Origin of the sequence: Allosphingosinicella deserti (genome assembly GCF_003012735.1) — a bacterium.
In the GTDB taxonomy this organism is placed as follows: Bacteria; Pseudomonadota; Alphaproteobacteria; order Sphingomonadales; family Sphingomonadaceae; genus Allosphingosinicella; species Allosphingosinicella deserti.
In genome coordinates this window covers 39,023-64,337 of the sequence record NZ_PXYI01000004.1, presented here as the reverse complement: position 1 = coordinate 64,337, position 25,315 = coordinate 39,023, and the positions used below count along the sequence as shown (strand labels likewise).

Sequence of the window (25,315 nt, the reverse complement as noted above, 5' to 3'; positions counted from 1 at the left end):
CGGGATCTCAGGGAGGAAAAGGCATCGGATTCTTTGGCGATCGGCAGACGGTCAGCAAGGAGAGCACTCCGCGCTTCTTCCTGAGATCCCGGCCGCCGAGCCCCATCGAAGTGCCACTTCGATGGGTTGATCAGAACGGCATCTTGAAGCCTGGGGGAAGCTGGAGACCGCCCGTGACATCGGCCATCGCGCCCTTTGCGGCTTCGTCGGCCTTGGCGCGCGCATCGTTGATCGCGGCGGCGACGAGATCCTCGACCATGTTCTTCTCGCTCGGCTGGAGCAGGCTTTCGTCGATGTCGATGCCGAGGATCTGGCCCTTGGCCGAGGCCCGCACCTTGACCAGACCGCCGCCGGACGCGCCCTCGACCTCTACTTTGTCGAGGCCTTCATGGGCCTGCATCAGCTTGGCCTGGGCTTCCTGGGCCATCTTCATGAGTTCGTCGAGATTGGGCATTACGCACTCCGTTGTTCGTCAAGAGTATAGGCGGCCAGCTCGGCGCCAGGGAAGGCGTCAAACGCAGCCTTGACCAGCGGCGAATCGAGCACGCTCTGGCGCTCGGCCTCCGCCGCCATCTTCTCCTGCTCGAGCAGGGTCGGCTCGGCCTTACCGTCCTCCGCGGTGACCTGCCAGGTCTCGCCGGTCAGTCCCTTGAGCGCGGCGCCGAGATCCCGGACGAGGTCGCTCGACATCGGCTTCACCGGGCGAATCGCGATTTCCGGCGGCGCATAGCGCACGAGGCCGCAGAAATCGTGGAGCTGCTGGGCCAGGTGCGGCTTGCCCTTGAGCGCAAGCGTCTCGATCAGATCCTTGTAGCTTGCTGGCGCGGCCCTGGACGCGGTTTCCGCGATCGGGGACGGCGGCGGCGGCGGCGCAGCTGGAGGTTCGGCAGCCGCAGGTTCAGCAGTCGGAAGTTCAGCGGCTGCCGGTTCGACGGCAGCGGCTTGTACAAGCGGGATTGCGGTGGGCGTCGCCTGGGCTAGCGGTGCGCTCCCAGCAGCGGCAGGCGCTGCGGACGGAGCGCGCACCGGCAGCGCCTCGCCATTGGCAAGCCGTTCGAGCAGGGCACCGGGATCGGGCATTTCCGAGGCGTGGATGACCCGGAGCAATGCCATCTCCGCCGCCTCCAGCGGCATCGGCGCACTGTGCACCTCCGCAAGCCCCTTGAGCAGCAACTGCCAAAGCCGGTGAACCACCGCATGGGAGAGGCGGCCCGCCCACTCCGCATAGGCTTCGCGCTCCTCGGCCGACTGGGCGCGGTCATCCACACCGCCAACCTTGGCACGGGTGATGCCGTGGACACTCTCGAGCAGGCCGCGCAGCACCGCCGACGGCTCTACGCCCAGATCATATTGCCCGCGCAGCGATTCGAGCGCGGCCCGGGCGTCGCCGGCGAGAAGCAGGCCCAGCAGACCGCGAATCGCGCCGCGATCAGAGAGGCCGAGCATCGCCCGCACCTGCTCCGCGCTGACCCCGCCCGACCCATGGGCGATCGCCTGGTCGAGGATCGAGAGGCCGTCGCGTGCCGAGCCCTCGGCCGCGCGGGCGATCAACGCGAGCGCCTCGGGCTCGACCTCCACGCCCTCGAGCCGCGACACTTCGGCAAAATGGTCGGCAAGCTTCTCGGCCGGGATGCGGCGCAGATCGAAGCGCTGGCAGCGCGAGAGGACGGTGATCGGGACCTTGTTCACCTCGGTGGTGGCGAACAGGAATTTGACGTGGGCGGGCGGTTCCTCGAGGGTCTTCAGAAGCGCGTTGAACGCATTCTTCGACAGCATGTGGACTTCGTCGATGATGTAGATCTTGTACCGCGCCGAGACCGCCGCGTAGCGCACCGCCTCGATGATCTCGCGGACGTCGTCGACGCCGGTATGGCTTGCCGCGTCCATCTCGACGACGTCGATATGCCGCCCCTCCGCGATCGCACGGCAGGGCTCGCAGACATTGCACGGGCTGATCGTCGGCCCGCCGGTGCCGTCCGGACCGATGCAGTTGAGCGCCTTGGCAATCAGGCGCGCCGTCGAGGTCTTGCCGACCCCGCGGACCCCGGTCATCAGGAAAGCGTGGGCGAGCCGGTCACGCTTGATCGCGTTGCCAAGCGTCTGGACCATCGCATCCTGGCCGATCAGCTCCTCGAAGCTCTGCGGCCGGTATTTGCGCGCGAGCACCCGATAGGGCTGCGCAGCGGCCGCGGGTTCAGGTTTCGCGGGCTGCGGAGGCTCGTCCAGGCCAAGGCCGAAGGAGAGCGCGTCGGGGGAATCGGATTCGGTTGCCATCGGCGGGAACACTAGACGAACAGGCGGCCGCTGTCGAAGGCCGTGGGGCTGACCGAGCCTGTCACCGGATCGGGAAAAGCGTCGATCGGGTAAGGTGGGAGCCGGGACGACCCGGAGCTTGAACTCGTTACGGCTGCTTCCTTCCGGACCTGACCGGGTTGGCGAGAGCGCCGTCCGCCCGACTCCCGCGGCGCATATGGCGGCAGGTCCGCGCCGATGCAAGCCGCAAGCCCCCGAGACTCCCGGCACGGGCGGTCCAGGCGGGGCCGCCGGTTCAGCGGCCCTGCATATTGTGTGCGCTCCCGGGCATCCGCACCGTCAGATCCGCGAGATCCTCAGTCAGCCAGATCTGGCACGACAGCCGCGACGTCCGGGTGACGTGGGCGGCGAGATCGAGCAAATCCTCTTCCTCTTCGCTCGCCCGCGGCAGCTTCGCGAAATCATCCGCATCGACGATGACGTGGCAGGTCGAGCAGGCCATCTGCCCCTCGCACGTGCCTTCCAGCGGCTGACCCTGCGCCTGTGCGATGTCGAGCAGGCGCTCCCCGGCGGCCGCCTCGACCTCCTGGACACGGGCTCCGTCCGCGGAGAAGAAGCGAATCCTGGTCATGCCGCAAAAGCCTGCTGGCGGTTGGCGGCATCGTCTATCAGGGTGAGCGCGCGGACCAGATCTTCCTCCTTGGTATAGCGGCCGAAGCCTATGCGAATGCTCGAGCGTGCCTGCCGATCGGCCAGGCCGAGCGCCGACAGGACATGGCTCGGGCGTCCCGAGCCGCTAGCGCAGGCGGATCCTGCGGAAAAAGCGACCTGCCGAACCTCCGAAAGGAGGCGCGACGAATCGACGCCGTCGCGGCGGATGTTGAGATTGCCGTGATAGCGCTGCTCCGCGACGCCGTTCAGAGTCCACTTTCCGAGCTGCGTGCGCGCGACCGACCAAAGGCGGGCGACATGAACATGATCCTCGTCCGCCCGCGAGACCAGCAAGCGGGCCGCTTCGCCGAAGCCGACGCACAGCGCCGGCGACAGCGTACCGGACCGCAGCCCGCCTTCCTGCCCGCCGCCATGAAGCAACGGATCCACCGCGACCCCGGCACGTATCCAGAGTGCGCCGACGCCCTTGGGACCATGCACCTTGTGGCTCGAGACCGTGACCAGGTCGCAGGACTCGAGCGGGATCGGAACGCGCCCGAGCGCCTGAACGGCATCGCAGAAGACCAGGGCATTACGGGCATGGGCGAGCGCGGCAATCTCCGCGATCGGCTGGATCACGCCGATCTCGTTGTTGACGAGCATCGCGGCCACGAGACCGGTCTTCTCCGTCAACGCGCCGGCGAACCGCGAGATGTCGACGATCCCATCGGCCGCGACGGGCACGATCTCGATGTCGAAGCCCTGCGTTGCCAGCCAGGCAAGGCTGTCGAGCACGCAGGCATGTTCGGTGGCGAGGGTGACGATCCTCCGCTTGTTCGCGGGCAAACGCGCGGCCGCGCCCTTCAGCCCCCAATTGGCCGCTTCGGTCGCCCCTGAGGTGAAAAACAGCCGGGCGGCGGGGAGCGGCCCGGCTGTTCCCAGGCGCAGCGCCGCATCGATGTGCCCGCGTGCGATCTCGATCACCGCCGCGGCTTCGCGGCCCAGACGGTGCGCGCTGTGCGGATTGCCGAAACTCTCCTCGATCCACGGCCGGATCGCTGCGGCGACTTCCGGTGCAATCGGCGTGGTTGCCTGATAATCGAGATAGATCGGGCTCATGCCGCCCTCCTTCGGTCGAACAGCCGACGCCATTCGGCGATGAGCGCGTCGACGTCCGCCTCTGTCGTCTCCGGCCCGAAGCTGACCCGGATCACCTCGCGTGCTTCCTCTTCCGCCATGCCGAGCGCGGCCAGCACGTGGCTCGTCTTGACGCTGCCGGAGGAGCAGGCGCTGCCCGAGGAGACTGCGATCCCGGCAAGATCGAACTGCATCATCTGTGACGCGCCGGGCACGCCCGGCATTCGGTAGGCGGATATGGTCGGGATCCGCGGCGCAGCACTGGCGACCACCTCGCCGCCCGCCCCCCGGATTGCCGCGTCGAGCCTGGCGCGGAGTGCGTCGGCATGCTGATACCAGCCATGGTCCGCTTCGGCCGCCGCCGCGAAGGCCATGATCGACGGCACGGCGACGGTGCCGGGCCGAAATCCGCCTTCCTGGCCGCCGATTGCGGCAAGCCGCGTCCCATCCTTGACCAGCAGCGCGCCGATCCCGGGCGGCCCGCCGAATTTGTGCGCGGCGACGACGATGAAATCGGCCTCCGGCAAAGGCAGCTTGCCGGCGCTCTGGGCGCAATCTGCAAGCATCAGCCCACCGGCCGCGGCGACCCGCGTCGCCACCACATCGAGCGGGTTGATCACACCGGTTTCGTTGTTGACCGCCTGGACTGCGACGAGCGGCCGCTCCGTGTCGTGCAGCGCGGCATCGAGATCGTCGAGGTCGAGTGTGCCATCACGGCGAAGCCGGATCCGGCGCGCGTCAGGTGCGCTGCGCAGAATGGCGGGATGCTCGCCCGCCGAGACGATGCAATCCTTGGCCCTGGCGCGATCGAACACCAACGCAATCGCCTCGGTCGCGCCCGAGGTGAAGACGACCGTGCCGTCCCAGCCGAGCGCGGCGGCAATACGCCGCCGCGCATCCTCCAGCCGCGCACGGGCGGCGCGCCCCTCGGCATGGGCCGACGCGGGATTGGCCCAGAGCAGACATGCCTCCTGGAGCGCTGCGACGGCCTGCGGCAGCATCGGCGTCGTCGCGGCGTGATCGAGGTAGATGCGGCGCGGCACGTGCTTCCCTTTCACCAGCTTTGCCCATCGGAGGCGGACGCCGTCCCGGCCCCGACCCTTTCAAATTGCGCGAAAGCGTCCGAGGCCTATATAGCGAGCACGCGTCGGGGGCAGCCCCGATATTCCTATCACGCAAGCCCAAGCGCAGGTGCAATGCCAGAAGTCATATTCCCCGGTCCGGAAGGCCGTCTCGAAGGCCGTTTCAGCCCTGGTCCGCGCCCGCGTGCGCCTGTCGCCCTGATCCTTCATCCGCACCCGCAAGGCGGCGGCACGATGAACAATGCGATGGTCCAGGCCCTTTACAAGACCTTCGTCCGCCGTGGCTTCGCCACGTTGCGCTTCAACTTCCGGGGCGTCGGCAAGAGCCAGGGCATCTTCGACAACGGTATCGGCGAGCTCTCCGACGCCGCGTCGGCGCTCGACTGGGTTCAGCAGGTCCATCCGGAAGCGGAGACGACCTGGATCGCCGGTGTCAGCTTCGGCGCCTGGATCGGAATGCAATTGCTGATGCGCCGCCCCGAAGTGCGCGGCTTCATCTCGATCGCGCCGCCGGCCAACATGTACGATTTCACCTTCCTCGCCCCCTGCCCCGCCTCGGGCATCATCATCCAGGGCGAAGGCGATGAGGTGGTGACTCCGTCCGCGGTGCAGAAGCTGGTCGACAAGCTCCGGACCCAAAAGCACATCACCATCCACTACGACACCATTCCGGGCGCGAACCACTTCTTCGCGAACGAAATGCCGCAGCTGATGAAGTCGGTCGACGACTATCTCGACTTCCGGCTCGACCCGAGCTGCACGATCCGCTGAGCGGAGGACGAGTTCCCTTCTGGCCCTCCCCCTTGATGGGGAGGGTTGGGGACCCAGAACATCAGGCGCGGGTTCAAGGTCAGCGCCCTTCACCTTCGGTCGAGCCAGCGGCCGGCATCAGGAACCCGCACCGGCGCCATCCTACTCGCCCCCATCAAGGGGAAAAGAAGAGGAAGGCACGGGGCTTCGCGCCTTTAGCCCGGCGTCGGCAAGGTCCAGATCAGCACGTTGACGAAAAACACCGCGGCGCAAAGCAGCATCAGCAGCCCCTGCTTGCGCTCCTTCCGCTTCACCAGAAGATAGGTGCCGCCGATCGACAGCGCGAAGGCGGCGATCACTGCGACCGAGAGGGCGACCGAGAACAGGCTGGACATGCCCCCGCTCCTGCCACGCCGCGCCGCCGGAAAAAAGCCTTCACACTTTACCAAGGGTTAAAGCGGCGCTGTCTACAAGAGTCGCATGATCAACGCTGACTCGACCCGCAGCCTCGATGCTGCCTTTGTCCGGATCGAGGGATCGATCCTGCCGAGCGTCACGATGATGCTCGACGCCCTTCTCGACGCCGCCGCAATGGCCCGCCCCGGCACCGATGCGCTCCATTACGCCGCAGAGATCGGGACCCTCGCCGCCGAGCTCGAGATGGTGACGCGCCAGGTCGAGGCGCTCGCCCCAGTGCATTTCACCTTTCAGGGTCAGCGAGTCGCCGGCGCCGCTTGATCAACTGCCGGCGACGATCTCGGCATAGAGCGACGGATCGACATTCCCGCCCGACACAACGATCACTGTGCGGTCGCTGACGGCGCCAGCCTTCCCCGCCAGCAATGCCGCAAGCGCGACGCTGCCGCCCGGCTCCGCGACGATGCGCAACTGGCGCATTGCAAAGGCCATCGCCGCCTCGATCTCCCCTTCCGTCACCGCGATCCCCCGTGCGCCGCTGTCGCGCAACGCACCGAGCGTCAGCGTCGAGACGCGCTTGGTCTGGAGCGCGTCGCAGCGCGTCGGAGGCGCCGGCTCGACCACCGGCACCGGTTCGCCGGCCACGATCGAGCGCGCCATGTCGTCCCACCCCAGCGGCTCGACCGTCACGATCTCCGCCTCGGGCAGCGCTAGAGCGATGCCGGCCGAGAGGCCGCCGCCACCACACGGCACCAGCACCGTGTCGGGCATCTCGCCGAGTTGCTCCGCAATCTCGACGCCGGCGCTGCCCTGCCCTTCGATCACGTCGACATCGTCGAATGACGGCACCAACGCGCAGTCCTGCTCTCGGGCGATCCGTGCGCCGATCTCTTCGCGGCTCTCCGTCTCCCGATCATAAGGGACGATCTTGGCGCCGGCGGCCAAGGTCGCGTCGCGCTTCACCGCCGGGGCATCGGACGGCATCACGATCGTCGCCTCGATCCCGAGCCTTTTTGCAGCGATCGCAACACCCTGCGCGTGATTGCCAGATGAGAAAGCAACAACGCCGCGGGCCCTTTCAGCATCGCTCAGCAGCAGCAGCCGGTTCATCGCGCCGCGCAGCTTGAAGCTGCCGCCTTGCTGCAGGCACTCGGCCTTGATCCACACCCGATTGCCGCCCCAATCGAGCGGCAACAGGGGCGTGCGAGTCACGTGACTCGCCAATCGCTTCGCCGCAGCTGCGACACCCTCCGCCGCCGGTCGTCTCTCTGCCATACAAACCCCTGTATTCTTACGTAAAAAAGCAACTCTTTACATGGGGGGACAGCGCCAATATATCGGCGCCGCTGCCCCATGGGGACTTCCAACAACCGCAAGGCAGCCATGTCGTCAACTACCGCCTTTGGAGGTCCCTTGAGTTGCACACGCACCATAATGCGCTGGGGCTAGCTGCCGCCCTTCGTCCGGTACAGCCGGTCACGCTCCTTCGTCCGCACGCTGCACGGCGCGCGGCCCGATTCTTCATCGAGAAGTTCCCGGGTCGGTCGCTTTATGCAGTGAAAGCGAATCCGTCTCCCGACCTGCTCCGCATCCTGTGGGAGGCCGGCGTTACGCATTACGACGTCGCGTCGCTCGCCGAGGTGCGCCTGGTCAACGAGACGTTGCCGGAAGCGACCCTGTGTTTCATGCACCCGGTGAAAGCCGAGGAAGCAATCACCGAAGCCTATAAGCTCGGTGTTCGCACCTTCTCGCTCGATACGATGGAGGAACTGGAGAAGATTGTTCGCGCCACCGATGGCGCCGATGATCTGAACCTGTGCGTTCGCATCCGCGTCTCGTCCGATCATTCGAAGCTCAGCCTCGCGTCCAAGTTCGGCGCCGATCCGGCGGAGATGCGCGAATTGCTGTTCGCCACTCGCCAGGCGGCCGATGCCCTCGGCATCTGCTTCCATGTCGGCAGCCAGGCGATGACTCCGAAGGCCTATGCGGAAGCGATGGAGCGGGTTCGCGCTGCGATCGTCGCGGCGGCGGTCACGGTCGACATCGTCGATGTCGGCGGCGGCTTCCCGTCCGTCTATCCGGGCATGGAGCCGCCGGAGCTCGAAGGCTATTTCGACGTGATCGCGAAAGCGTTCGAGAGTCTTCCGGTCAGCTATTCGGCCGAGCTCTGGTGCGAGCCGGGCCGGGCGCTGAGCGCAGAATATGCCAGCGTGCTTGTGCGCGTCGAGAAGCGTCGTGGCGACCAGCTCTACATCAACGACGGTGCCTATGGCGCCCTGTTCGATGCGGCGCATGTCGGCTGGCGTTTCCCGGTCAGGCTCGTTCGCGCCGACGAATCCGACAGCAAGCTGATGCCGTTCAGCTTCTACGGGCCGACCTGCGACGATCTCGATCATATGACAGGGCCGTTCAATCTCCCCGCCGATGTCGGCCCGGGCGATTATATCGAGATCGGGATGCTCGGCGCTTATGGTTGCGCCATGCGGACGGCCTTCAACGGCTTCGGCGTGGCCGCCAAGGAGATCGTCGAGGACGAGCCGATGGCCAGCCTCTATGGGGATGTCGTCGAAGACGCACGCGAGATCGCGGTCAAGCACAGACCCTGATCGAACGGCGGGAGCCCTGATCGATTAAGGTCCGAGCAAGCCGCCATTTTGTACAACGGACGGGACCTGAGCGAGGCTCGGTCTCGTCCCCGTAACACATATTCAGTATCGAGATGCCGCCCTGCACCGGCATGACGATTGCTATGAGGATTGAAGAATGAACGATCTGAGCCGCAACGACACTCGCAAGGCCGAGCTGCTGTCGTCCGTCGTCGAGCACATCGACATTAAGAGCTTCGACGCGCGTCCGATCGTCGACGCGATGAAGAAGATGAGCTTCACGAGCCGAGATCTCGGCCGCGCCGCCGACATCTACAACCAGATGCTGGCAGACAAGGATTGCTCGATCTTCCTCGTCATCGCCGGGTCGACCTCGGCGGGCGGCTGCATGGATCTCTATGCCGAGCTGATCCGCAACAACATGGTCGATGCAGTCGTCGCCACCGGCGCCACCATCGTCGACATGGACTTCTTCGAGGCGCTCGGCCACAAACATTATCAGGCGCTCGAGATCCCCGACGACGACACCCTGCGCTCGCTGTACATCGATCGGATCTACGATACCTATATAGACGAGGAGAAGCTGCAGGAGACCGATCATACGATCGGTGAGATCGCCAATTCGCTCGAAGCCCGCCCCTATTCCTCGCGCGAGTTCATCCGCGAGATGGGCAAGTGGCTGACCGCCAACGGCAAGAAGGAGAACAGCCTGGTCAAGCTCGCCTACGAGCATGACGTGCCGATCTTCTGCCCGGCCTTCACCGACAGCTCGGCCGGTTTCGGTCTGGTCAAGCATCAGGTCGATCGCATGAAGGAGGGCAAGCCCTATCTCACGCTCGATTCGATCGCGGACTTCCGTGAACTGACCGACATCAAGATCGAAGCCGGCGTTTCTGGCCTGCTGATGGTCGGCGGCGGCGTGCCGAAGAACTTTGTCCAGGACACGGTCGTCTGCGCCGAGATCCTCGGCAAGGAAGTCGAAGTGCACAAATATGCGGTGCAGATCACCGTTGCCGATGTGCGTGACGGCGCCTGCTCCTCGTCCACGCTTCAGGAGGCGGCGAGTTGGGGCAAGGTTTCAACCGCGCTCGAGCAGATGGTGTTCGCCGAGGCGACCAGCGTCATGCCGCTGCTTGCATCGGACGCTTACCATCGCGGCCATTGGCGGGAGCGTGCGAAGCGTCGCTTCTCCAAGCTGTTCGACAAATAGGTCGAGCACGACATTGGCATCAAGGAGCCCCCGCCCTCACCGGCGGGGGTTCTTTTTTGTCCGGCTTCGGGGCCGATGTCTCGGCGAGGCGTTGACGGTGCTCAGACACCTGATAGTCGGAACTTCATGACGTTCGTGCGCCGCTACGCCGCGCCTCTTCTCGCTCTCCTGATCGGCCTTGCCGGAACGATCTCCGCCGCCCTTTTGACGGCGCAAGCGGAAGCCGGACGAAGGCAGGCGCGCTTCGAGGGGCTGGCGAACAGCGCAGTGGCCGCAATCGAGAATCGAATGCTTGGTCAGCTGGCGCTGTTGCGCGGCGCGGCCGGCCTCTTCCTCGCTACCGGCGAGGTCAGCCGCGACGATTTTCGCGCTTACGTCGGCCGGCTGCGACTGGAGCAAAACCATCCCGGCGTTCTCGCCATTGGCTATGCGGCCCATGCACCGGATCGCGCCATGCTCGCCGCGCTTGCCGCGCAAAGCCGTACACGCGACGTACCGACGCTGCGGCTTTGGCCGGAAGGCGAACGCCCCGAGCTCTCCGCCATTCTCTATCTGGAGCCGCTCAATCGTTTGAATCGCGCGGCGCTCGGCTACGACATGTTGAGCGAGAGCACCCGTCGGACCGCAATGCTGGCGGCGGCGCGAGCCGGTAATACGAGAACGACCGGAAAGGTCCGCCTGGTCCAGGAAATCGATCCGGTGAAGCAGCCTGGTTTCCTGATCTACACGCCCATGTTCCGCAGCGGAGACGGCACGCTGCAAGGATGGGTCTACAGCCCGCTGCGCGCTTATGATCTGTTCGGTGCGATCTTCGCCAGGCGCGACCTCACCGACTTGGTCGTGGAAGTCTTCGACGGCGCCATCGGAGATGCGCACCTCCTCTACCGCAGCCGCATCCCGCAGGCGGGGGCCGGGCAGGTCGCAATCCGACAGATCGATGTGGCAGGTCGCCCGTGGTTGATCCGCCTTTCGTCGACGGAGCGCTTCGACGAGGGCTCACCGCTCCTGCTCGGGCTGCTCGTCGGAGTTGCCGGCACGTTGATCAGCATCCTCTTCGCAGCCCTGATGCTGCAACAAGTGCGGGCGCGCGCCGAAACGGAGCGTGAGGTTCGCGTTCGCACCGCCGAGCTGCGCGAAGCCAACGTGCGCCTGCGCGACGAGGCGACGGCGCGCAAAGATGCTGAGGCCCAGGTCCGGCAGATGCAGAAGATTGAAGCCGTCGGGCAGCTGACCGGGGGCATTGCGCACGATTTCAACAACATGCTCGCTGTGATCGTCGGCAATCTCGACATGGCGGAGCGACGCGCGAGCGAGCCCGCTGGCCTCGCCCGAGCCATCGCCAATGCCCGGCAGGGGGCTGACAAGGCGGCCGAGCTGACCCGCCGCCTGCTTGCCTTCGGCCGCCGCCAGCCGCTTTCTCCGCGAGTGATCGATGCCAATCAGCTGGTCGCCGGAATGTCGAAGCTTCTGCGGCGGACGCTCGGCGAGCGTGTGAAGCTGGAGACGGTTCTCGCCGGCGGATTGTGGCGCGCCCATGCCGATCCGGCACAGCTCGACAATGCGATCGTCAATCTCGCGATCAACGGCCGCGACGCAATGCCGGACGGCGGCGCGCTGACCGTGGAAACCGCCAATTGCCGGCTGGACGAGAGCTACGTCCGCACCCACGAGATGGACCTCGTTCCCGGCCAATATGTTCTGATCGCGGTCAGCGACACCGGATGCGGCATGCCGCCCGAGATCGCGGCGCGGGCGCTCGAGCCGTTCTTTACCACCAAGGAGGTCGGTCGCGGTACGGGCCTTGGGCTCAGCCAGGTCTATGGCTTCGTCAAGCAATCGGCCGGGCATCTCAAAATATATTCCGAGCCCGGACAGGGCACGACCATCAAGATCTACCTGCCCCGCTACCAGGGGAGCGAAGCGCCGGTCGAGCCGACCCGATCCGTGCCGGACCCCGCACTGCCTCGCGCCCGTCCAGGCGAGACGATCCTCCTCGCCGAAGACGAACCCAGGGTGCGCGAGATGAGCGTCGAGACGCTGCGCGAACTCGGCTACCGGGTGCTCGCTGCATCCCACGGGGTCGCAGCGCTCGCCATCCTCGACCAGGAGCCGGACGTTCGACTGCTGTTCACCGATGTGGTGATGCCCGAGATGGACGGCCGCCGCCTTGCCGAAGCCGCGCTGGCGCGGCGGCCTGATCTGAAGATCCTTTACACGACCGGCTACACGCCAAACGCGATCGTCCACCATGGCCGCCTCGACGATGGCGTTGCCCTGCTGCAGAAGCCGTACAGCGCCCACCAGCTGGCCCGGAAAGTGCGCGACATGCTGGACGGGGCCGATCACGCAGCATCAACGGCAATCAGGGGCAACAGCTGACGGAACGGAAGTAGGCGCTGCGCGGAGTGATGCTCAGGCCAGGCCCGGGAGCGTGAAGGCGACCCGGCCGCCGCCGGTCTCCCGGTCCTCCGCCCAGATGCGGCCGCCATGGGCCTCCACGATCGTGCGCGAAATCGACAGGCCAAGCCCGAGGCCCTCCGGCTTGCCCGACACGAAAGGCGAGAAAAGCTGCTCCGCCTCACCTGGGAAACCGGGACCATTGTCCTCGATGGCGATGCAGACGAGATTGTCCTCGGCGCGAGTACTGCACACGACCACTTCGGGGATCTCGGCGCCTGCCGCAGCCTGACAGGCGTTTCGGACGAGGTTCATCACCACCTGCTGGACCTGAATGCGGTCGGCAAGGACGAACTGCGCATCCGCGCCGAGCGATTGGCGAACGTCCACGCCGCTGATTCGTTCACCGGCACTCAGCAGGACGATGGCATCGTCGACGATCTCCGCGATCGCCACCGGCGCCATTTTCGTCGGTTCCTTCGCGACCATCGCACGCGCCCTGCGGATGATTTCCGCGGCAAGGCCGATCTGCTCCCGTGCGGCTTCGACGCCTTCGATGGCGTCTTCCCGCGCCTTGTTCGGCATCTGGAGAATCCTGCGGCTTCCGGACAGGTAGTTTGACGCGGCGGTAAGCGGCTGGTTCAACTCATGGGCAAGCGTCGCCGCCATCGCATTCATGGCTTCTATGCGCCCGAGATGCGCTACTTCGGCCCGTAGCGATTCGAGCGCCTTGCGCTCACTGACGTCCTGCGTGGTGCCGTGCAGGCCGCTGATCCGGCCCTGCTCGTCACGCGTCGGAACCGCGGAAATGAGGTGATGGCGAACGGCGTTGCTCGGCAGCCGGACCATGACTTCCCATGAGGACGGGACGCCGGTTTCGAGGGTTCGTGCGACCGCGTCCCAGTGGCATTGAGCACTGTCGGGGTGCAGCCAGTCGGCAAAGGCTGCGGCGCTCGGAGCGCCGAGCACGGGATCTCGCTCGTAGAGACGGAAGAGCTCGGGAGACCAGCGCGATTCGTCGCTGTTCAGCCGGAATGCCCAATCGCCGATCCGCCCCACTCGTTGCGCTTCCTCAAGTTGGTTCTTGGCAGCGGCGAGTTCCACCGCCCGCTTTTCCCGCCGACGCAGGGCGATAATCAGCATGGCAGCAAGCAACGCATCGAGAATGGTCACGAGGGCGGCGGCGAGAAGAAACAGGCGCCCCCTCAGCCTTGCCGGGCGAAGCACATCGTGCTGGAGGACGCTGTAGCTGACGAACAACGGATAGCCGGCGATCCGCCTTTGACTGAGGTAACGAGGGCGGCCATCGATTGTGTCGCGGCCGACATAGCTTCCGTGCGGTGCACGCGCCTGGAGGCCAAGCGCACCGCTCTTTGTGACGTCCTCACCCGACGAGATCTGGATTTGCGTCCGGCGGGATCGCATCACTCCGTCCAACCCGACGACCCAGGCGACGTCCGACGCGCCCATCGTCGCGTCGTCGTAGATGCCGGTCAACTGCGCCGGATCCATGTTGATCGCCACCACACCGTCGAACCGGCCATTGGGATCCGAAAGCCGCCGCGACAGCCACATGGTGTTGCGGCCGAGAAGCCGCGACAGGCCGGGCTTGCTGACGAACAGCGCATCCGTGTCGCGCAACAGGTGCGCCGCGAAGGCAGGATGCGTGCGGACGTTCATCATCCGCCCAGGCTGCCGGATCGTGGTGGCAACGATGTCGCCTCGCGCATCGGCGATGCTGAGACCGAGGAACGCGGGGTTCCGCGCGATTGGCCCCGAGATCAACGCCGGGCGCTCCGGACGTCCGCGCAGAGCGCCGCCGTCGCGGCGACGATCAAGGTCCGCGACGTGAAGCGTGGCGATGTTTGCGGCATCGAGCGTCCGGGCAACATATTGCTGGAGCATCATCGCTCGAAAGGTGACTTGGGCAATGGCAGCCTGTTCTGCAGTGCGACGCTCGAACCCGCTCTGAAACAGGGCCGTTGCCCAGGCGATCGCCGCGAGGAGCAACGCAGCAACGACGATGAGGATGGTCATCCGGCGGGCGCCGCCAAGATGCCGATCGCCGTGCCGCAAGCCACCCTCGATCGAACGATACATTCGCGCCTCTTCCCAGACGCGCCGATTACCCGCAACCGAATAAAGACGGGCCGTGCTGCCGCGGGGTTATTGGCGCCAACTCTTCGCGCGGCATGTTCGGCTGCTGCCAGACTGTCGTGGCCTTATCCTGCCTGGCGCCGCTTTCGTATCGCCAGCTCCACCGCGAGCGCCGCCACCATGGTCAATCCGGTCAATGGATAAACCATTCCGATCAGCAACATCGGCGCGAGGATGCGCCGATTGCCCTCACCGCGCGGGCGTGGAGGCGCTTCCAGCCGGCCGCGTCGCCGTCGCTTCCACCAGAGTATGGGCGCCGTCGCAGCCAGAAGCAGCACCCCCAAACACCCGGCCAGCATCAGCAGGCGGTTCGGCTCGCCATATTGCTGGCCCTGGTGGGTGTAGATGCCCCACTCGATCGCCTTCGCTCCGGCACCGAAGTCGCGATAGGAGGTGTCGCCGAGCACATGCCCATGCGCCGGATCGACGTAGAGCAGCCGCGCCTCGTCCGCACGCGCGGGCGTGCGGCTGATCGAGTAGGGACTGCCCGGACTCGACGGCAGGTTCAGCGTATATGGTGGCCGGAGTCCCCGCGCCGCAGCGACCGCCGCCACTCGGTCCGGACCGACGTCGCCACCGCCGCCGCCGGCGACGGGGGCGGCCGCCTGATGCAGGGCCCATGGGTGCGTTTCCCGGCGGGGATCGGCATCCTGATGATGACGCGAAGCAGCGCCACGATCGGTGTTCGGCGGTGCCGGTCGCCCGAGCCCCTGCGCGGTCACGAGACGTTGGACAGTCGCCCCCCAAAAGAACGACCACGGCATTCCGGTGACGGCGAGGAACAGGATCACGGCGCCGACGAGCGCCCCCGTCGACGCGTGGAGATCCCGCCAGAACAGCCGTCCCGCCGGTACGCCCCGCAGCGCCAGCCCTTTGCGGCCGCCGCTCGGCCACCAGAGCAGGATACCGGTAACGACCAGGATGATCGTCCACCCGGCGACAATCTCGATCACGGCATTGCCGACCGGTCCGGCGATCACCAGGCTGTGGAGATCCCGGACGACTTTCATGACCCCTCCGTCCGCGGTCGTGCCGAGCACATGGCCGCTTGCCGGATCCACGAACGCAGTGCGACGAACGCCGTCGGGCCGCTCGACCGTCATCCGCCAGCTCTCGCGCGGACCGGCCGGCCGCGCGATCTGGCGAACGATTCCGCCTGCTTCCGCTTCCACCCGCCGGATCGTCGCGGCGAGCGGCTGCGGCGAGGCCGGCGCCGGCAGCACCACCCAGTCGTGATAGAAAGCGCGCTCGATCTCGGGCTTGTAGAGGTACAGGCCGCCCGTCACGGCGAGCCAGACCAGGACGGGAAGCACGATCAGCCCCGCATAGAAATGCCAACGCCACACCCTGCGATAAAGAGAGGTGTCCATTGCGGCTCCCCTCAAAAGATCGAGCGGAGGCCGCCGTAAAGCGCCCTCCGTTCAACGGGATAGAAGATGGCGCGCTGCATGGGCGTCAGCGTTCGATAATCGACCGCGGCCGAGATATCGCCGACCGCCCGGCGATTGGCGAGGTTGCGCCCTTCGACGAACAGGCTCAGCCCTGGCCGGATTCGTGCCTCTGCCGTGGCGCCGACCAGGGCATAGCCGCCAAGTTTCAGGCTGTTGGCGTAGTCGGCCCTGGCACCTTCCGGCACCCATTCGAAGCCTGGGGTCACGGAGAGCCGATCCGAGCCGAGGCGCAGATCGGCGCGATAGGCATGGCGCGGAATGACCGGTAGTCGATTGTCGCCGAACTGCGGATCGTTCCTGAAGCGGAAGTCGTTGAACTGATAAACTTGCCGCAGGCGCGCCCAAGGCGCCAAAGCGAGTTCCAGCCCCGCCTCGATGCCCTGGTGCAGAGTGTCGCCCGCGTTGAACGTGGACGCCGGTATGTCGGGACCAATCGCGAACTGCAGCAGCTCGCCGTCGAGACGTGCCCGATAGAGGCTGAGATCGAAGCTGGCGATGCCAAGCTTGCCCCGTGCCCCGAACTCGGCGGTCCAGGCATGCTGCTCCGCCAGGGGTACGAAACTTGCCACCTGTGCGAGCTCGATGAAGCCGGGCAACTCGTGCGAGCGACTGTAATTGGCGTAGACCTGCAGATCGGCGCGCGGCGCCCAAAGCACTCCGAACCGCGGCGAGACCTGCTCGAAGGCGGCTCTTCCCTGAACCGGGATCGGAAACAGCTGGTCCTGCCGGCGTTCACCGTCGGTGTAGATCGCTCCGGCGATAAGGCTGAACCGCCCCAGCCGATAGCGTCCCTCACCATAGACATCGATCGTCCGGGCGCTTTGCTCGGCGTCGAAGGTCAGCGCGCCGCGGCGGCCGCCAACATTCACATAGCGTCGGGAATCAGTCGCTCCAAAACGGGCCGTTACTCCCAGTGTCAGGTCAACCGGGCCACGGGTGAAGCCGGCGCGGGCGTAGGCGCCGTAATCGGTCGATTGCTGGTCAACGACCTGGTAGATCGGATGGTGCAATTGCTTGGCGTTGAGGAATAGTCCGACCTCCGATCGCAGGGACCCGAAATCCAATGTCGTGCGGTTTTGCAGACGCAGCGAATCGATGTCCCGAGCCTGATCGCCCGCATCATTGCCGGTCCGGGGGCGCTGCCGCGCCACGTCGAGCGGAAGTGCGCCGGGCAAATCCTGATCGATGGTCTGTCCGCTGACGTAGAAGCGGATTTCGATGCCGGGTGCCGGCCGCAGGCCGGCATTTGCGTGCGCGCGCAGGGATCGCCGCCTCGCATGCTCGCGGTCGCCGTCGGACCGATCGCCGGTGACTCCGATCCATGCATCTCCGGCCGCATCGGCAAACGCTGCGGAGACGAGGCCGCGCAGCGTCGCGAAGCTGCCGCCGTCGATGCGTGCGGCAACGCCCGGTGCCGAGCGCCCGGTCGGCGTCACCCCATTGACGGCACCGCCGAGGGTCGAGCCGCCGAATCGGAGTCCGTTCGCGCCGCGATACACCTCGATATGCTCGAGCACGAGTGGATCGAGTTCCTGGAAATCGCCATTGTCGTCGGCGAGGTTGATCGGGATACCGTCCTGCAGGAGTGTCAGACCGCGCATGTGGAAGCCGCGGCTGAGGCCGGATCCGCGGATCGAAAGGCGGATCTCCTGGCCGAATCGCGGCTGCGCGTAGACGCCCGGCGAGAAGGCCAGCGCATCGCGCAGCGAGACCGCCAGCCGATCCTGGAAATCCTCTCGACGCACGAGATCGGCACCGCCCGGACGGGCGGACACCTGCTGTTCCGCGGCGCCGAGGCGCTCTGCGGTGACGATTATCGCGTCCGTTTCGGCGGGACGCGTTTCGGCGGCCGCCGGCACAGCGGCGACCGCAAGAGCAGCGAGCGTAACGCCCGCTTGCGGTGTGAAAAGCATATGTCTGTCCTTGAACCTGCCGGCTGCGCGCGCGCAGCACCATGCCGCCTTCAGTCGGCGGCGCGTCGAGGGTCAGGACAGAAGTGGCGGACCGGTGGAGGGTGGCGGTGGCGCTGCAAGCCCGCGACCGGGCGCCGATACGAGGGCGAGAACACCGGCAGCGGCGTTCGCATTGATGACCGGTTCGAGTGCAATCGCGTCGATACCCAGCCACGGCAATGAAGCGCTTGCGAAGGTGCAGGGTGCATCGTGGCCCTGATTGCCGGTATCGTGTGAGGGCGCAGGGCTTTCGTCATGGTGCGCGGAATGGCCCGCATGCGCCGAGGGAGAAGCCACCGGACCGGGCGCCCAACCGGCGCACAGAGCCAGCCTGATCTGCCCGCCTTCGAACACAGGCATCCAGCCGACCGGCACCAGCAGCCGAAGCAGCAGCACCGATCCGACGGCGAACGCCAGCAAAGTGCGATGACCATTTCGGAAGATCGAGCGCTGCACCGACCCGCCTTAGATGCCCCGTACGCAATCGAATAGTGTCGATGCATCCATGCCCAGACTCGGCCGTGCCATGACCGGAAACCCTGCCAAGCCTACGGATTCCACGGGTCGACTTTCGCCGCCGGTAGCGTGACCGCCAATGCTTCCCGGATCAGCGTTTCACCGGCGCGGATCGTCGGAACGCGATGTTCGACGACACGGCCGTCGTCGTGCTCCAGCACGACCTTGTAAGAACTCACTCCGTCGCCGCATTTCACCAGCCGTCCCGCGACCGCAGCCATGGCCTCTCTCCTTTGCGGCAGAACCGCAAAGCGGCCCAGAGGTTTCAGGAAGGGCGGCGTGAGGAGATCCGGTTCAGCGGACGAACGCGCCGACCAGCTCGACATGGGTCGACCAGCGGAACTGACCGACCGGCTTGACCCACGTCAGGCGGTAGCCGCCGTCGACGAGGGCCTTGGCGTCCCGCGCGAAGGTGCCCGGATTGCACGACACATAGGCGATGCGCGGCACCGAAGAGGCGGCGAGCAGCGGCACCTGCTCCTTGGCGCCGGCACGCGGCGGATCGAGCACGATCGCATCGAACCGGCTCGCTTCTTCGGCCGTAAGCGGGCGGCGGAAGAGATCGCGATGGTCGACGAACAGTTGGCGCTGGGTACGATTGGCAGCCGCCTTGAGCGCCAGCGCCGCATCGCGGGCGCCTTCGACCGCAAGAATCCGACCTTCGAGCGAAAGCGCGAACGTCCCGAGGCCAGCGAAGAGGTCTGCGACGATGCCCGCACCGCCGATCGCGTCACCCACCGCCGCCACCAGGGCGCTCTCACCCTCAGCGGTCGCCTGCAGGAAGGCTCCATGCGGCAGCGGCACCGCGGCGGCACCGAGCGTGATCGTCACCGGATCAGGCTCCCAGCGTGTCTGCGGCCCATAGCCGTCGTCGATGCTGAGCCGCGCCAGCCGGTGCGCCTGGGCGAACTCGGTGAGCGCCTCGGCTGAGCGCAGATCGTCCGCCTCGACCTTTTCGAGCAGGAGATCGACGCCTTGATCGGTGAGGGTCATCCGAACACCGCCCTGCCCGCGCGCCGGCAGCATTCGGGCCAGCAACGGTCGTAGCGCCGGCACGAGGGCGAACAGTTCCGGCCGCAGGATATGGCATTCGTGCATGTCGACGATGCGGTGGCTCTGCTCGGCATTGAACCCGATCAGCACCTGCTTGCCGCGCCGCTCCGCGCGGAGCGAGGCGCGGCGTCGACTGTTGGGCGGCGAGATGTGGGCATCGAGGATTTCGGGAGCGCCAAGGCCCTGGGCGGCGAGTGCACCGGCGATGCGATCGCGGAGAAAGCCACCGAAGCTCTCGTCGTCGACGTGCTGGAGCTGGCACCCGCCGCATTCCGGGAAATGGCGGCAGGGCGGCTTGCGATGGTGCGACCCGGGCATGATCGCGCCGTCCACGTCGACGACATCGCCCGGCGCGGTCAGCGGCACGTAGCGCCCGCTTTCGGTGACTCCATCGCCGCGGCCGGCGAGGCGGAGGATGGTTTCGGTCTGGATCAAAGACATTCGGCAAAGGCGCCCGGAAGATGGTCGAGAAGGTCGTCGGCGATAAGACCGGGCCCGGCGCGTTCGGCCGCGCGCCCGTGCAGCCACACGCCGGCACAGGCGGCTTCGAAGGCTTCCAGCCCCCAGGCGCGCATCGCGGCGATGACGCCTGTCAGGACATCGCCGGTGCCGGCGGTCGCCAACCAGTGCGGCGCGCTCACTGCGATCGCCACCCGCCCGTCGGGCGCGGCGACGACGGTGTCCGGACCCTTGAAGACGATGACAGCGCGCGCCTGTTCGGCCGCGCGCCGGGCCTGATCCACCTTGCTGCCGCTGCGATCGGCGAAGAGGCGGTTGAATTCACCGGCATGCGGCGTCAGCACCGGAGTCATGCGGGCGCGATGAAGGAAATCGGCGCCGGCCTCGGCTGCGAGGGTCAACGCATCGGCATCTAGCACGAGCTTCGCCTGAGCACCCAACACGCGATCAAGGAGGGCACGCCCCTCTTCGCCTCTGCCGAGGCCGGGGCCGATCGCGATCGCGCTGACCCGGGGATCGGCGAGCACGGCCCCCGCATCGGCGCCGCCCTGCACCACCGCGCGTGGAACGCCCTCGACCGCTGTTGGGGCGACCAGCCGGACATAGCCGGCCCCGCAGCGCAAGGATGCGGAGGCGGTCAGCGCGGCGGCGCCCGGCATCTCGCCGGCGAGGACCGCCACATAGCCCCGGCTATATTTGTGGTCCGCCGGCCCCGGTGCGACCAGCAGCGGCCGCTCGACCGTTTCGACCCGGCTTTCGACGTCCAGACCGATATCCGCGACGACCAGGCGGCCCATGTGACGCGCCGCGGGCTGGAGAAGGTGCGACGGCTTGAGGGTCGCAAACGAGATGGTGAGATCATAGTCCGGCACCGGCGACAGGATGCTGCCGTCGTCGGTGGCGACACCGCTCGGAAGATCCACCGCCACACGGACGCGAGCGGCGCGCGCAAGCTGCAGGAGCCGTTGCGCGACCGGCTCGTCAAGGCCGCGGCTGAGCCCGGTCCCGAACAGTGCATCGACGAGCAGCGACGCAGGTTCGGCGGCATCCAGGCTTTCGACGGGGCCCGCCCAGCGCGAACGGGCGCGGCGCGCGGCATCGGTCACAGGGTCCGCAAGCGCCGCCACCCTCACCTCGGCGCCACGCTCCGCAAGCCGGCGCGCAATCACATAGCCATCACCGCCATTGTTGCCCGGACCGCACAGCACGAGCGTCGGGCGCCACGCCGCATAGGCCAGGATCGCGTCGGCCGCCGCAATCCCGGCGCGCTCCATCAGCTCCGTGTCCGGCGTGCCCGCGGTCATTGCCGCTGCTTCGGCCGCCCGCATCTCCGCGGCCGTCAGGATCGTCTTGAACGTCACTGTTTGACGGTGGCCGGCAGCCGATAACGGTCGCCGGCGATCGCGACTTCGATCCGATTGGCCGCCACGGGCGTGACCTGGGCGGGAACCGCGCCGTCCGCGGCGACCACCCCGCGTCCGTCCCTGGTCACCAGCAGCCGGTGAAAACCTCCGTCCGGCCCGCGAACCGTCAGCGCAAGGCCATCGCTGGTCATCCGGCGCTCGACCGAACAGTCCGGTGCGAACGTCTCGGCACCGGCGACCGCGCAGTCGATCCGCTCCGCCCCTTGCGCAAGCGCAACCGGCGCCGCCTTCGTGTCGGGTTCCGACGCCGCCTCATTGCCGCCGCCGCACCCGGCAAGCAGCATCGAGCAAAGGAGGAGCGCAGCCCGCATCATGCTCCGCTTCTGAGCCAAGCACGCGCCGCTGACAAGGAGGCGCTCAGCGACCATCGCGAAGCGCAGCCAGGCGCTGGAGAAGTTCGTCGCCGCCGATCAGCGCGTCGAAGGTCGAGTCCTGCTCCGCATCCTGCGTGACACCCGCGGCCGCCAGCTGGATACCGCGTTTCAGTGCCGCCAGGCCCGCATCGCTGTTGCCGAGGATCGACTCGATCCAATGCGGCTGGTCGGACGCCTCCATCACCGCCTCGACCAGCCCGACCCGCAGGGCCTCATCAGCATCGATCGTGGCCGCCGTGAACAGCAGCCGCGTCGCTTGGCCGCGCCCGACGAGCGATACCAGCCGGCGAATATCCTGCTGCGGATAAGAGATACCGAGCTTGGCCGGCGTGATGCCGAAGCGCGCCGACGGCGTGGCGACGCGGAGGTCGCAGGCCATTGCAAGCGCGACACCGGCTCCGAAGCACGGCCCCTCGATCCATGCGATGGTCGGGATCGGCAGCGCGGCGATCCGATCGAAGGCCTCGCGCATCGCGTCGCGAAATCCCGCGCGCGCCGCGTCATCGCCGCGAAGACCCGCAAAGCTGCCAAGGTCCGCGCCGGCGCAGAATGCCCCCGCACGACCGGCAAGGATCAGCAGCCGGGCGCCCTCTCCCACCGCCCGTTCGGCGAGATCGGCAATCGGCAGCCAGCCATTCGGAGGAACGGCATTGCGCGCCTCGGGACGATCCAGGGTAAGCCGCGCGATGGCGCCGGTTCGTTGAAGGTCAAGCATCGCGCTCCCTTGGCGCCCGCTTGCACACTTGTCGCGCCAAAAAAGAGCCGGCGCACGAAGCGCCGGCTCCGAAATCTGGCATGGCGCCTGTCCCGCGAACAGGCAGGGGCCAAGCACGAATGTCGGCGGCACCCGAGCACCGCGTCGACCCGTCGCCCAAGGCGCAGCAATAAGCGTGCCAAAACGAAGAAGTGCGGCACACGATGGTTAAGATCGCGCTCACCCCGTCCCCCGCCGGGACTCGTGGATCAACAGAGACGAGTCGCCATCCCCCACCAGTCGGGTCGCGCGACCGCCAGGTCGGCGGCAGCGGCGTCGCGCCGGGTCTCGTCTTCGAACAAGGCGAAGCAGGTCGCACCGGATCCGGACATCCGCACCAGGGTCGCCCCCGGACGGGATTCGAGCCAGGCCAGCGTGTCGGCGATGATCGGTGCGACGTGGATGGCGGGGACCTGCAGATCGTTACGCCCAAGCCGGAAATCCTCCGGCAAGGAACCGCCGTCGACGCCGCCCCAGGCGCGAAATACCGGCCCGGTCGGTACCGGAACCCCGGGATTCACCAGCAAGGCCGCAGTACCGGCGAGCCCGGGCAGATCGACTTCCACGAGCGCATCACCCCGCCCGCTCCCGCGCGCGGTGCGTGACAGCACGCAGGCCGGAACGTCGGCGCCGAGCAATCGTGCGATTTCGAGCAAATCGGCCTCGGAGGCCGCCAGGCCCCACCAGCTGGTGAGGAGCCGCAAGGCGGCCGCGGCATCTGCCGAGCCCCCGCCGATGCCGGACGCGACGGGGAGCCTCTTGTCGAGCGTCAGTGTCGCACCGTTTCGGACGGCGAACCGGTCGCGCAGGGCACGAGCGGCACGAAGCACGAGATTGTCGGGTTCCGCCGCGAGCGCCCCGCCATAGGGACCTTCGAGCGCCAGGCTCAGGCCTTCGCCTTCGTCGACCCGCAGCACATCACCATGCTCGCAGAAAGCGAAGAGCGTCTCGATCCGATGATAGCCGTCAGGCTCTCGGCCCCGCACGTGGAGCGCGAGGTTGAGCTTGGCGCGCGCGATTTCCTCCATCAGGGCGCGGCGAGATCGGGCCTGAGGCCGACATCGAGCTTGGATCGGATCCGCTTCGACGCGTCATCGTCCGCATAGACGAGCGCCGCCTGCCAGGCATAGCGTGCCTCGTAACGGCGTCCGGCACTGTAATAGGCGTCGCCGAGATGTTCGTTGATCGCGGCGTCCGACGGCTCGCCGCGCGCCGCTCGCTCGAGCAATTCGATCGCCTTGGCATAATCGCCGCGGACATAATGTGCCCAGCCGAGCGAATCCGTGATCGAGGCATTGTCAGGGTCGAGCTTGCTGGCAAGGCGGATCAGTTGCTCCGCCTGATCGATATTCTCCCGCCGTTCCAGCTGCGAATAACCGAGGAAGTTGAGCACGACCGGGTGCTGGGGCGCGAGTGCATAAGCACGCTCGGCGGCGATCTTGCCCTCTGCCCAGTCGCCGGCCCTGGTCAGCGCGGAGCCTCGCAGCAGCCACAGGGTCCAGGTTGGAGTCGATGACGATGGTGCCGTTTCGGCGGCCTTTACCGCCTGCGCATAAGCGTCGGCGGCCTCCCTGTCGCGATTGAGACTTCCGAGCAGATCACCCAGCCGCGCCCAGCCGGCCACCGAAGCAGGATCGGCTTCGGCCGCTCGGCGGGCGTCCGCCAGCGCCTTTTCTCCGCCGCCGGTCTCGACCAGCAAGGCAAGGCGCCGGTCCATTGCGGCCGGGCCGAGCAGGTCGTCGGCGGGAATATGGTCCAACGCGGCAAGTGCCGCTTTCTGATCTCGAGTGGCAAGCAGTTCGCTGGCGGAGAGCCATGTCTCGCTGCTCTCCGGCGCGACGAACGTCGCGATGCGGGCGATCGACAGCGCCAGCGCCGGGACTTCCTGGCCGCGCAGATCGCCCGAGATTCGGACAAGCAACGATGCGATGCCGCCGGCGGCGATGTCGCCTTCGAACAGCGGCTGCTTGCGCTCGATGAAGGATCGGGCACGGGCATAAGCCGGATTGTCGCCGGCCAGCAGAATGAGCGCGTCCTTGCGGTCACCCTTGCGCGCCAGCAACGCCGCGGCGGCAATGCGAAGACGCTCGGAGCGGGCGTCCGCACGTGCGAGGAACGGCGCCAGCGCCGCGAGCCCGTCTTTTTCCCGCCCGGAAGCGATCAGCAGCAACGGCTTCAGATCTCCGCCATAAGCCGTCGCGAGCGGATCGTCCTTGGCGCCCTCGATCGGCGCCACGGGATCGCCCTTGCGCGATCCGACCGCAATCCAGGCGTGGAGCAGAGGCGCGGTGAAGGCGAAGACCTTGTCCTCCGCCATGCGATCGGCCTGGAGCGCGGCACGCTTCCACTCCTTTCGCCGCACCGCGTCGGAGAGCAGCACGAGCCGTCCATCCGGTCCGATCGTCCCGGCTTTGTCGAGAATGCCCGCGGCACGCACGGCGAGCGCGTGGTTGCCGCCGACGATCGCCTCGTCGAGCGCACGCGCGGCGAGCACGTCATTATCCGGCGCAAGATCGAGTGCGGCGGAATAGCCGTCGATCGCCTGCTGCTCCGCACCGAAGCTGTCGGCGGCCAGCGCCCGCGCATAAGCGGCGAGCGCGGATTGGTCCTCTACTCGCGCCGATGCCGGACTGAAGGGCTGGATCAGGGCGCCTGCGAGAAGGACGCCGAGC

The 25,315-nt window shown here is 67.0% G+C and carries 23 protein-coding genes and 1 other RNA gene; 5 read left to right on the top strand and 19 right to left on the bottom strand.

What is annotated here, in order from left to right; genetic code table 11:
• Nucleotides 1-130 precede the first annotated feature (130 nt).
• The 6 genes from C7I55_RS12335 to C7I55_RS12310 all read right to left on the bottom strand — a co-directional run bounded on the left by C7I55_RS12335 (nucleotide 131) and on the right by C7I55_RS12310 (nucleotide 5,099).
• A complete protein-coding gene (locus C7I55_RS12335; RefSeq protein WP_106513299.1) occupies nucleotides 131-454 on the bottom strand; it encodes a YbaB/EbfC family nucleoid-associated protein in 324 nt (107 codons plus the stop codon).
• Nucleotides 454-2,274 carry a DNA polymerase III subunit gamma/tau gene (locus tag C7I55_RS12330; protein WP_106513298.1) on the bottom strand — a complete coding sequence of 607 codons (1,821 nt, stop codon included), beginning with the start codon at nucleotides 2,272-2,274 and terminating at the stop codon, nucleotides 454-456. The genes C7I55_RS12335 and C7I55_RS12330 overlap by 1 nt, the downstream gene beginning before the upstream one ends.
• Before the next feature lie 90 nt (nucleotides 2,275-2,364).
• Nucleotides 2,365-2,464, bottom strand: an RNA gene (gene ffs, locus C7I55_RS12325) — signal recognition particle sRNA small type.
• 84 nt (nucleotides 2,465-2,548) lie between these two features.
• Complete coding sequence (locus C7I55_RS12320) at nucleotides 2,549-2,884, bottom strand: 2Fe-2S iron-sulfur cluster-binding protein (protein WP_106513297.1); 336 nt, start codon at nucleotides 2,882-2,884, stop codon at nucleotides 2,549-2,551.
• Complete coding sequence (locus tag C7I55_RS12315) at nucleotides 2,881-4,023, bottom strand: cysteine desulfurase family protein (protein WP_106513296.1); 1,143 nt, start codon at nucleotides 4,021-4,023, stop codon at nucleotides 2,881-2,883. Before C7I55_RS12315 ends, C7I55_RS12320 begins: the two co-directional genes overlap by 4 nt.
• Entirely contained in the window at nucleotides 4,020-5,099 is a 1,080-nt protein-coding gene (locus C7I55_RS12310) for a cysteine desulfurase family protein (RefSeq protein ID WP_269845210.1), read from the bottom strand. Before C7I55_RS12310 ends, C7I55_RS12315 begins: the two co-directional genes overlap by 4 nt.
• Before the next feature lie 138 nt (nucleotides 5,100-5,237).
• Here C7I55_RS12310 and C7I55_RS12305 point away from each other — a divergent pair, with 138 nt between their 5' ends.
• Nucleotides 5,238-5,894: an alpha/beta hydrolase gene (locus C7I55_RS12305; protein ID WP_106513294.1), complete on the top strand. Its 657-nt coding sequence runs from the start codon at nucleotides 5,238-5,240 to the stop codon at nucleotides 5,892-5,894.
• Between the two features lie 194 nt (nucleotides 5,895-6,088).
• On the opposite strand, the gene C7I55_RS12300 is transcribed toward C7I55_RS12305, so the two are convergent.
• Entirely contained in the window at nucleotides 6,089-6,268 is a 180-nt protein-coding gene (locus C7I55_RS12300; RefSeq protein ID WP_106513293.1) for a hypothetical protein, read from the bottom strand.
• An 85-nt stretch (nucleotides 6,269-6,353) separates the two neighbouring features.
• On the opposite strand from C7I55_RS12300, the gene C7I55_RS12295 reads away from it, so the two are divergent.
• Nucleotides 6,354-6,611, top strand: a complete 258-nt coding sequence (locus tag C7I55_RS12295; RefSeq protein ID WP_106513292.1) for a hypothetical protein — start codon at nucleotides 6,354-6,356, stop codon at nucleotides 6,609-6,611.
• Here the strand turns inward: C7I55_RS12295 and C7I55_RS12290 are convergent, their stop codons facing one another.
• Nucleotides 6,612-7,502, bottom strand: coding sequence for a threonine ammonia-lyase (locus tag C7I55_RS12290; RefSeq protein WP_332888421.1), 891 nt, complete (start codon nucleotides 7,500-7,502; stop codon nucleotides 6,612-6,614).
• A 206-nt stretch (nucleotides 7,503-7,708) separates the two neighbouring features.
• On the opposite strand from C7I55_RS12290, the gene C7I55_RS12285 reads away from it, so the two are divergent.
• The 3 genes from C7I55_RS12285 (at nucleotide 7,709) to C7I55_RS12275 (ending at nucleotide 12,485) form a co-directional block, all read left to right on the top strand.
• Nucleotides 7,709-8,896, top strand: coding sequence for a type III PLP-dependent enzyme domain-containing protein (locus C7I55_RS12285; protein WP_106513290.1), 1,188 nt, complete (start codon nucleotides 7,709-7,711; stop codon nucleotides 8,894-8,896).
• A gap of 157 nt (nucleotides 8,897-9,053) precedes the next feature.
• Nucleotides 9,054-10,106, top strand: coding sequence for a 1,9-bis(guanidino)-5-aza-nonane synthase (locus C7I55_RS12280; protein ID WP_106513289.1), 1,053 nt, complete (start codon nucleotides 9,054-9,056; stop codon nucleotides 10,104-10,106).
• A 126-nt stretch (nucleotides 10,107-10,232) separates the two neighbouring features.
• Nucleotides 10,233-12,485 carry a CHASE domain-containing protein gene (locus tag C7I55_RS12275; protein WP_158266402.1) on the top strand — a complete coding sequence of 751 codons (2,253 nt, stop codon included), beginning with the start codon at nucleotides 10,233-10,235 and terminating at the stop codon, nucleotides 12,483-12,485.
• Between the two features lie 33 nt (nucleotides 12,486-12,518).
• Here the strand turns inward: C7I55_RS12275 and C7I55_RS12270 are convergent, their stop codons facing one another.
• From C7I55_RS12270 to C7I55_RS12220, 11 genes are all read right to left on the bottom strand, one after another.
• The gene (locus C7I55_RS12270) at nucleotides 12,519-14,603 is read right to left on the bottom strand and encodes an ATP-binding protein (RefSeq protein ID WP_106513287.1); all 2,085 of its coding nucleotides are present in this window, start codon (nucleotides 14,601-14,603) and stop codon (nucleotides 12,519-12,521) included.
• 122 nt (nucleotides 14,604-14,725) lie between these two features.
• Complete coding sequence (locus tag C7I55_RS12265) at nucleotides 14,726-16,030, bottom strand: PepSY-associated TM helix domain-containing protein (protein ID WP_106513286.1); 1,305 nt, start codon at nucleotides 16,028-16,030, stop codon at nucleotides 14,726-14,728.
• An 11-nt stretch (nucleotides 16,031-16,041) separates the two neighbouring features.
• A complete protein-coding gene (locus tag C7I55_RS12260; protein WP_106513285.1) occupies nucleotides 16,042-18,024 on the bottom strand; it encodes a TonB-dependent receptor family protein in 1,983 nt (660 codons plus the stop codon).
• Nucleotides 18,025-18,096: 72 nt separating this feature from the next.
• Complete coding sequence (locus tag C7I55_RS12255; protein WP_106513284.1) at nucleotides 18,097-18,519, bottom strand: hypothetical protein; 423 nt, start codon at nucleotides 18,517-18,519, stop codon at nucleotides 18,097-18,099.
• Nucleotides 18,520-18,611: 92 nt separating this feature from the next.
• Entirely contained in the window at nucleotides 18,612-18,800 is a 189-nt protein-coding gene (locus C7I55_RS12250; protein WP_106513283.1) for a hypothetical protein, read from the bottom strand.
• A 73-nt stretch (nucleotides 18,801-18,873) separates the two neighbouring features.
• Nucleotides 18,874-20,073, bottom strand: coding sequence for a class I SAM-dependent RNA methyltransferase (locus C7I55_RS12245; protein ID WP_106513282.1), 1,200 nt, complete (start codon nucleotides 20,071-20,073; stop codon nucleotides 18,874-18,876).
• Nucleotides 20,064-21,452, bottom strand: a complete 1,389-nt coding sequence (locus C7I55_RS12240; protein WP_106513281.1) for an NAD(P)H-hydrate dehydratase — start codon at nucleotides 21,450-21,452, stop codon at nucleotides 20,064-20,066. Before C7I55_RS12240 ends, C7I55_RS12245 begins: the two co-directional genes overlap by 10 nt.
• Nucleotides 21,449-21,829: a hypothetical protein gene (locus C7I55_RS12235; protein ID WP_233222188.1), complete on the bottom strand. Its 381-nt coding sequence runs from the start codon at nucleotides 21,827-21,829 to the stop codon at nucleotides 21,449-21,451. The genes C7I55_RS12240 and C7I55_RS12235 overlap by 4 nt, the downstream gene beginning before the upstream one ends.
• A gap of 43 nt (nucleotides 21,830-21,872) precedes the next feature.
• Nucleotides 21,873-22,604 (bottom strand): enoyl-CoA hydratase/isomerase family protein, encoded by a 732-nt coding sequence (locus tag C7I55_RS12230; RefSeq protein WP_106513280.1) that lies wholly within the window; start codon nucleotides 22,602-22,604, stop codon nucleotides 21,873-21,875.
• 248 nt (nucleotides 22,605-22,852) lie between these two features.
• The gene (locus C7I55_RS12225) at nucleotides 22,853-23,671 is read right to left on the bottom strand and encodes a 4-(cytidine 5'-diphospho)-2-C-methyl-D-erythritol kinase (protein ID WP_199192812.1); all 819 of its coding nucleotides are present in this window, start codon (nucleotides 23,669-23,671) and stop codon (nucleotides 22,853-22,855) included.
• On the bottom strand, nucleotides 23,671-25,137 hold the full coding sequence (locus C7I55_RS12220) for a tetratricopeptide repeat protein (protein WP_106513278.1): 1,467 nt from the start codon (nucleotides 25,135-25,137) through the stop codon (nucleotides 23,671-23,673). The genes C7I55_RS12225 and C7I55_RS12220 overlap by 1 nt, the downstream gene beginning before the upstream one ends.
• Nucleotides 25,138-25,315 lie beyond the last annotated feature (178 nt).

Bases quoted from the DNA above. Each gene is read 5' to 3' on its own strand.
- C7I55_RS12230 (WP_106513280.1), bottom strand. From the start codon at position 22,604: ATGCTTGACCTTCAACGAACCGGCGCCATCGCGCGGCTTACCCTGGAT.
- C7I55_RS12235 (WP_233222188.1), bottom strand. From the start codon at position 21,829: ATGATGCGGGCTGCGCTCCTCCTTTGCTCGATGCTGCTTGCCGGGTGC.
- C7I55_RS12270 (WP_106513287.1), bottom strand. From the start codon at position 14,603: ATGTATCGTTCGATCGAGGGTGGCTTGCGGCACGGCGATCGGCATCTT.
- C7I55_RS12320 (WP_106513297.1), bottom strand. From the start codon at position 2,884: ATGACCAGGATTCGCTTCTTCTCCGCGGACGGAGCCCGTGTCCAGGAG.
- C7I55_RS12250 (WP_106513283.1), bottom strand. From the start codon at position 18,800: ATGGCTGCGGTCGCGGGACGGCTGGTGAAATGCGGCGACGGAGTGAGT.
- C7I55_RS12330 (WP_106513298.1), bottom strand. From the start codon at position 2,274: ATGGCAACCGAATCCGATTCCCCCGACGCGCTCTCCTTCGGCCTTGGC.
- C7I55_RS12315 (WP_106513296.1), bottom strand. From the start codon at position 4,023: ATGAGCCCGATCTATCTCGATTATCAGGCAACCACGCCGATTGCACCG.
- C7I55_RS12275 (WP_158266402.1), top strand. From the start codon at position 10,233: ATGACGTTCGTGCGCCGCTACGCCGCGCCTCTTCTCGCTCTCCTGATC.
- C7I55_RS12260 (WP_106513285.1), bottom strand. From the start codon at position 18,024: ATGCTTTTCACACCGCAAGCGGGCGTTACGCTCGCTGCTCTTGCGGTC.
- C7I55_RS12305 (WP_106513294.1), top strand. From the start codon at position 5,238: ATGCCAGAAGTCATATTCCCCGGTCCGGAAGGCCGTCTCGAAGGCCGT.
- C7I55_RS12265 (WP_106513286.1), bottom strand. From the start codon at position 16,030: ATGGACACCTCTCTTTATCGCAGGGTGTGGCGTTGGCATTTCTATGCG.
- C7I55_RS12225 (WP_199192812.1), bottom strand. From the start codon at position 23,671: ATGGAGGAAATCGCGCGCGCCAAGCTCAACCTCGCGCTCCACGTGCGG.
- C7I55_RS12280 (WP_106513289.1), top strand. From the start codon at position 9,054: ATGAACGATCTGAGCCGCAACGACACTCGCAAGGCCGAGCTGCTGTCG.
- C7I55_RS12300 (WP_106513293.1), bottom strand. From the start codon at position 6,268: ATGTCCAGCCTGTTCTCGGTCGCCCTCTCGGTCGCAGTGATCGCCGCC.
- C7I55_RS12295 (WP_106513292.1), top strand. From the start codon at position 6,354: ATGATCAACGCTGACTCGACCCGCAGCCTCGATGCTGCCTTTGTCCGG.
- C7I55_RS12335 (WP_106513299.1), bottom strand. From the start codon at position 454: ATGCCCAATCTCGACGAACTCATGAAGATGGCCCAGGAAGCCCAGGCC.
- C7I55_RS12245 (WP_106513282.1), bottom strand. From the start codon at position 20,073: ATGTCTTTGATCCAGACCGAAACCATCCTCCGCCTCGCCGGCCGCGGC.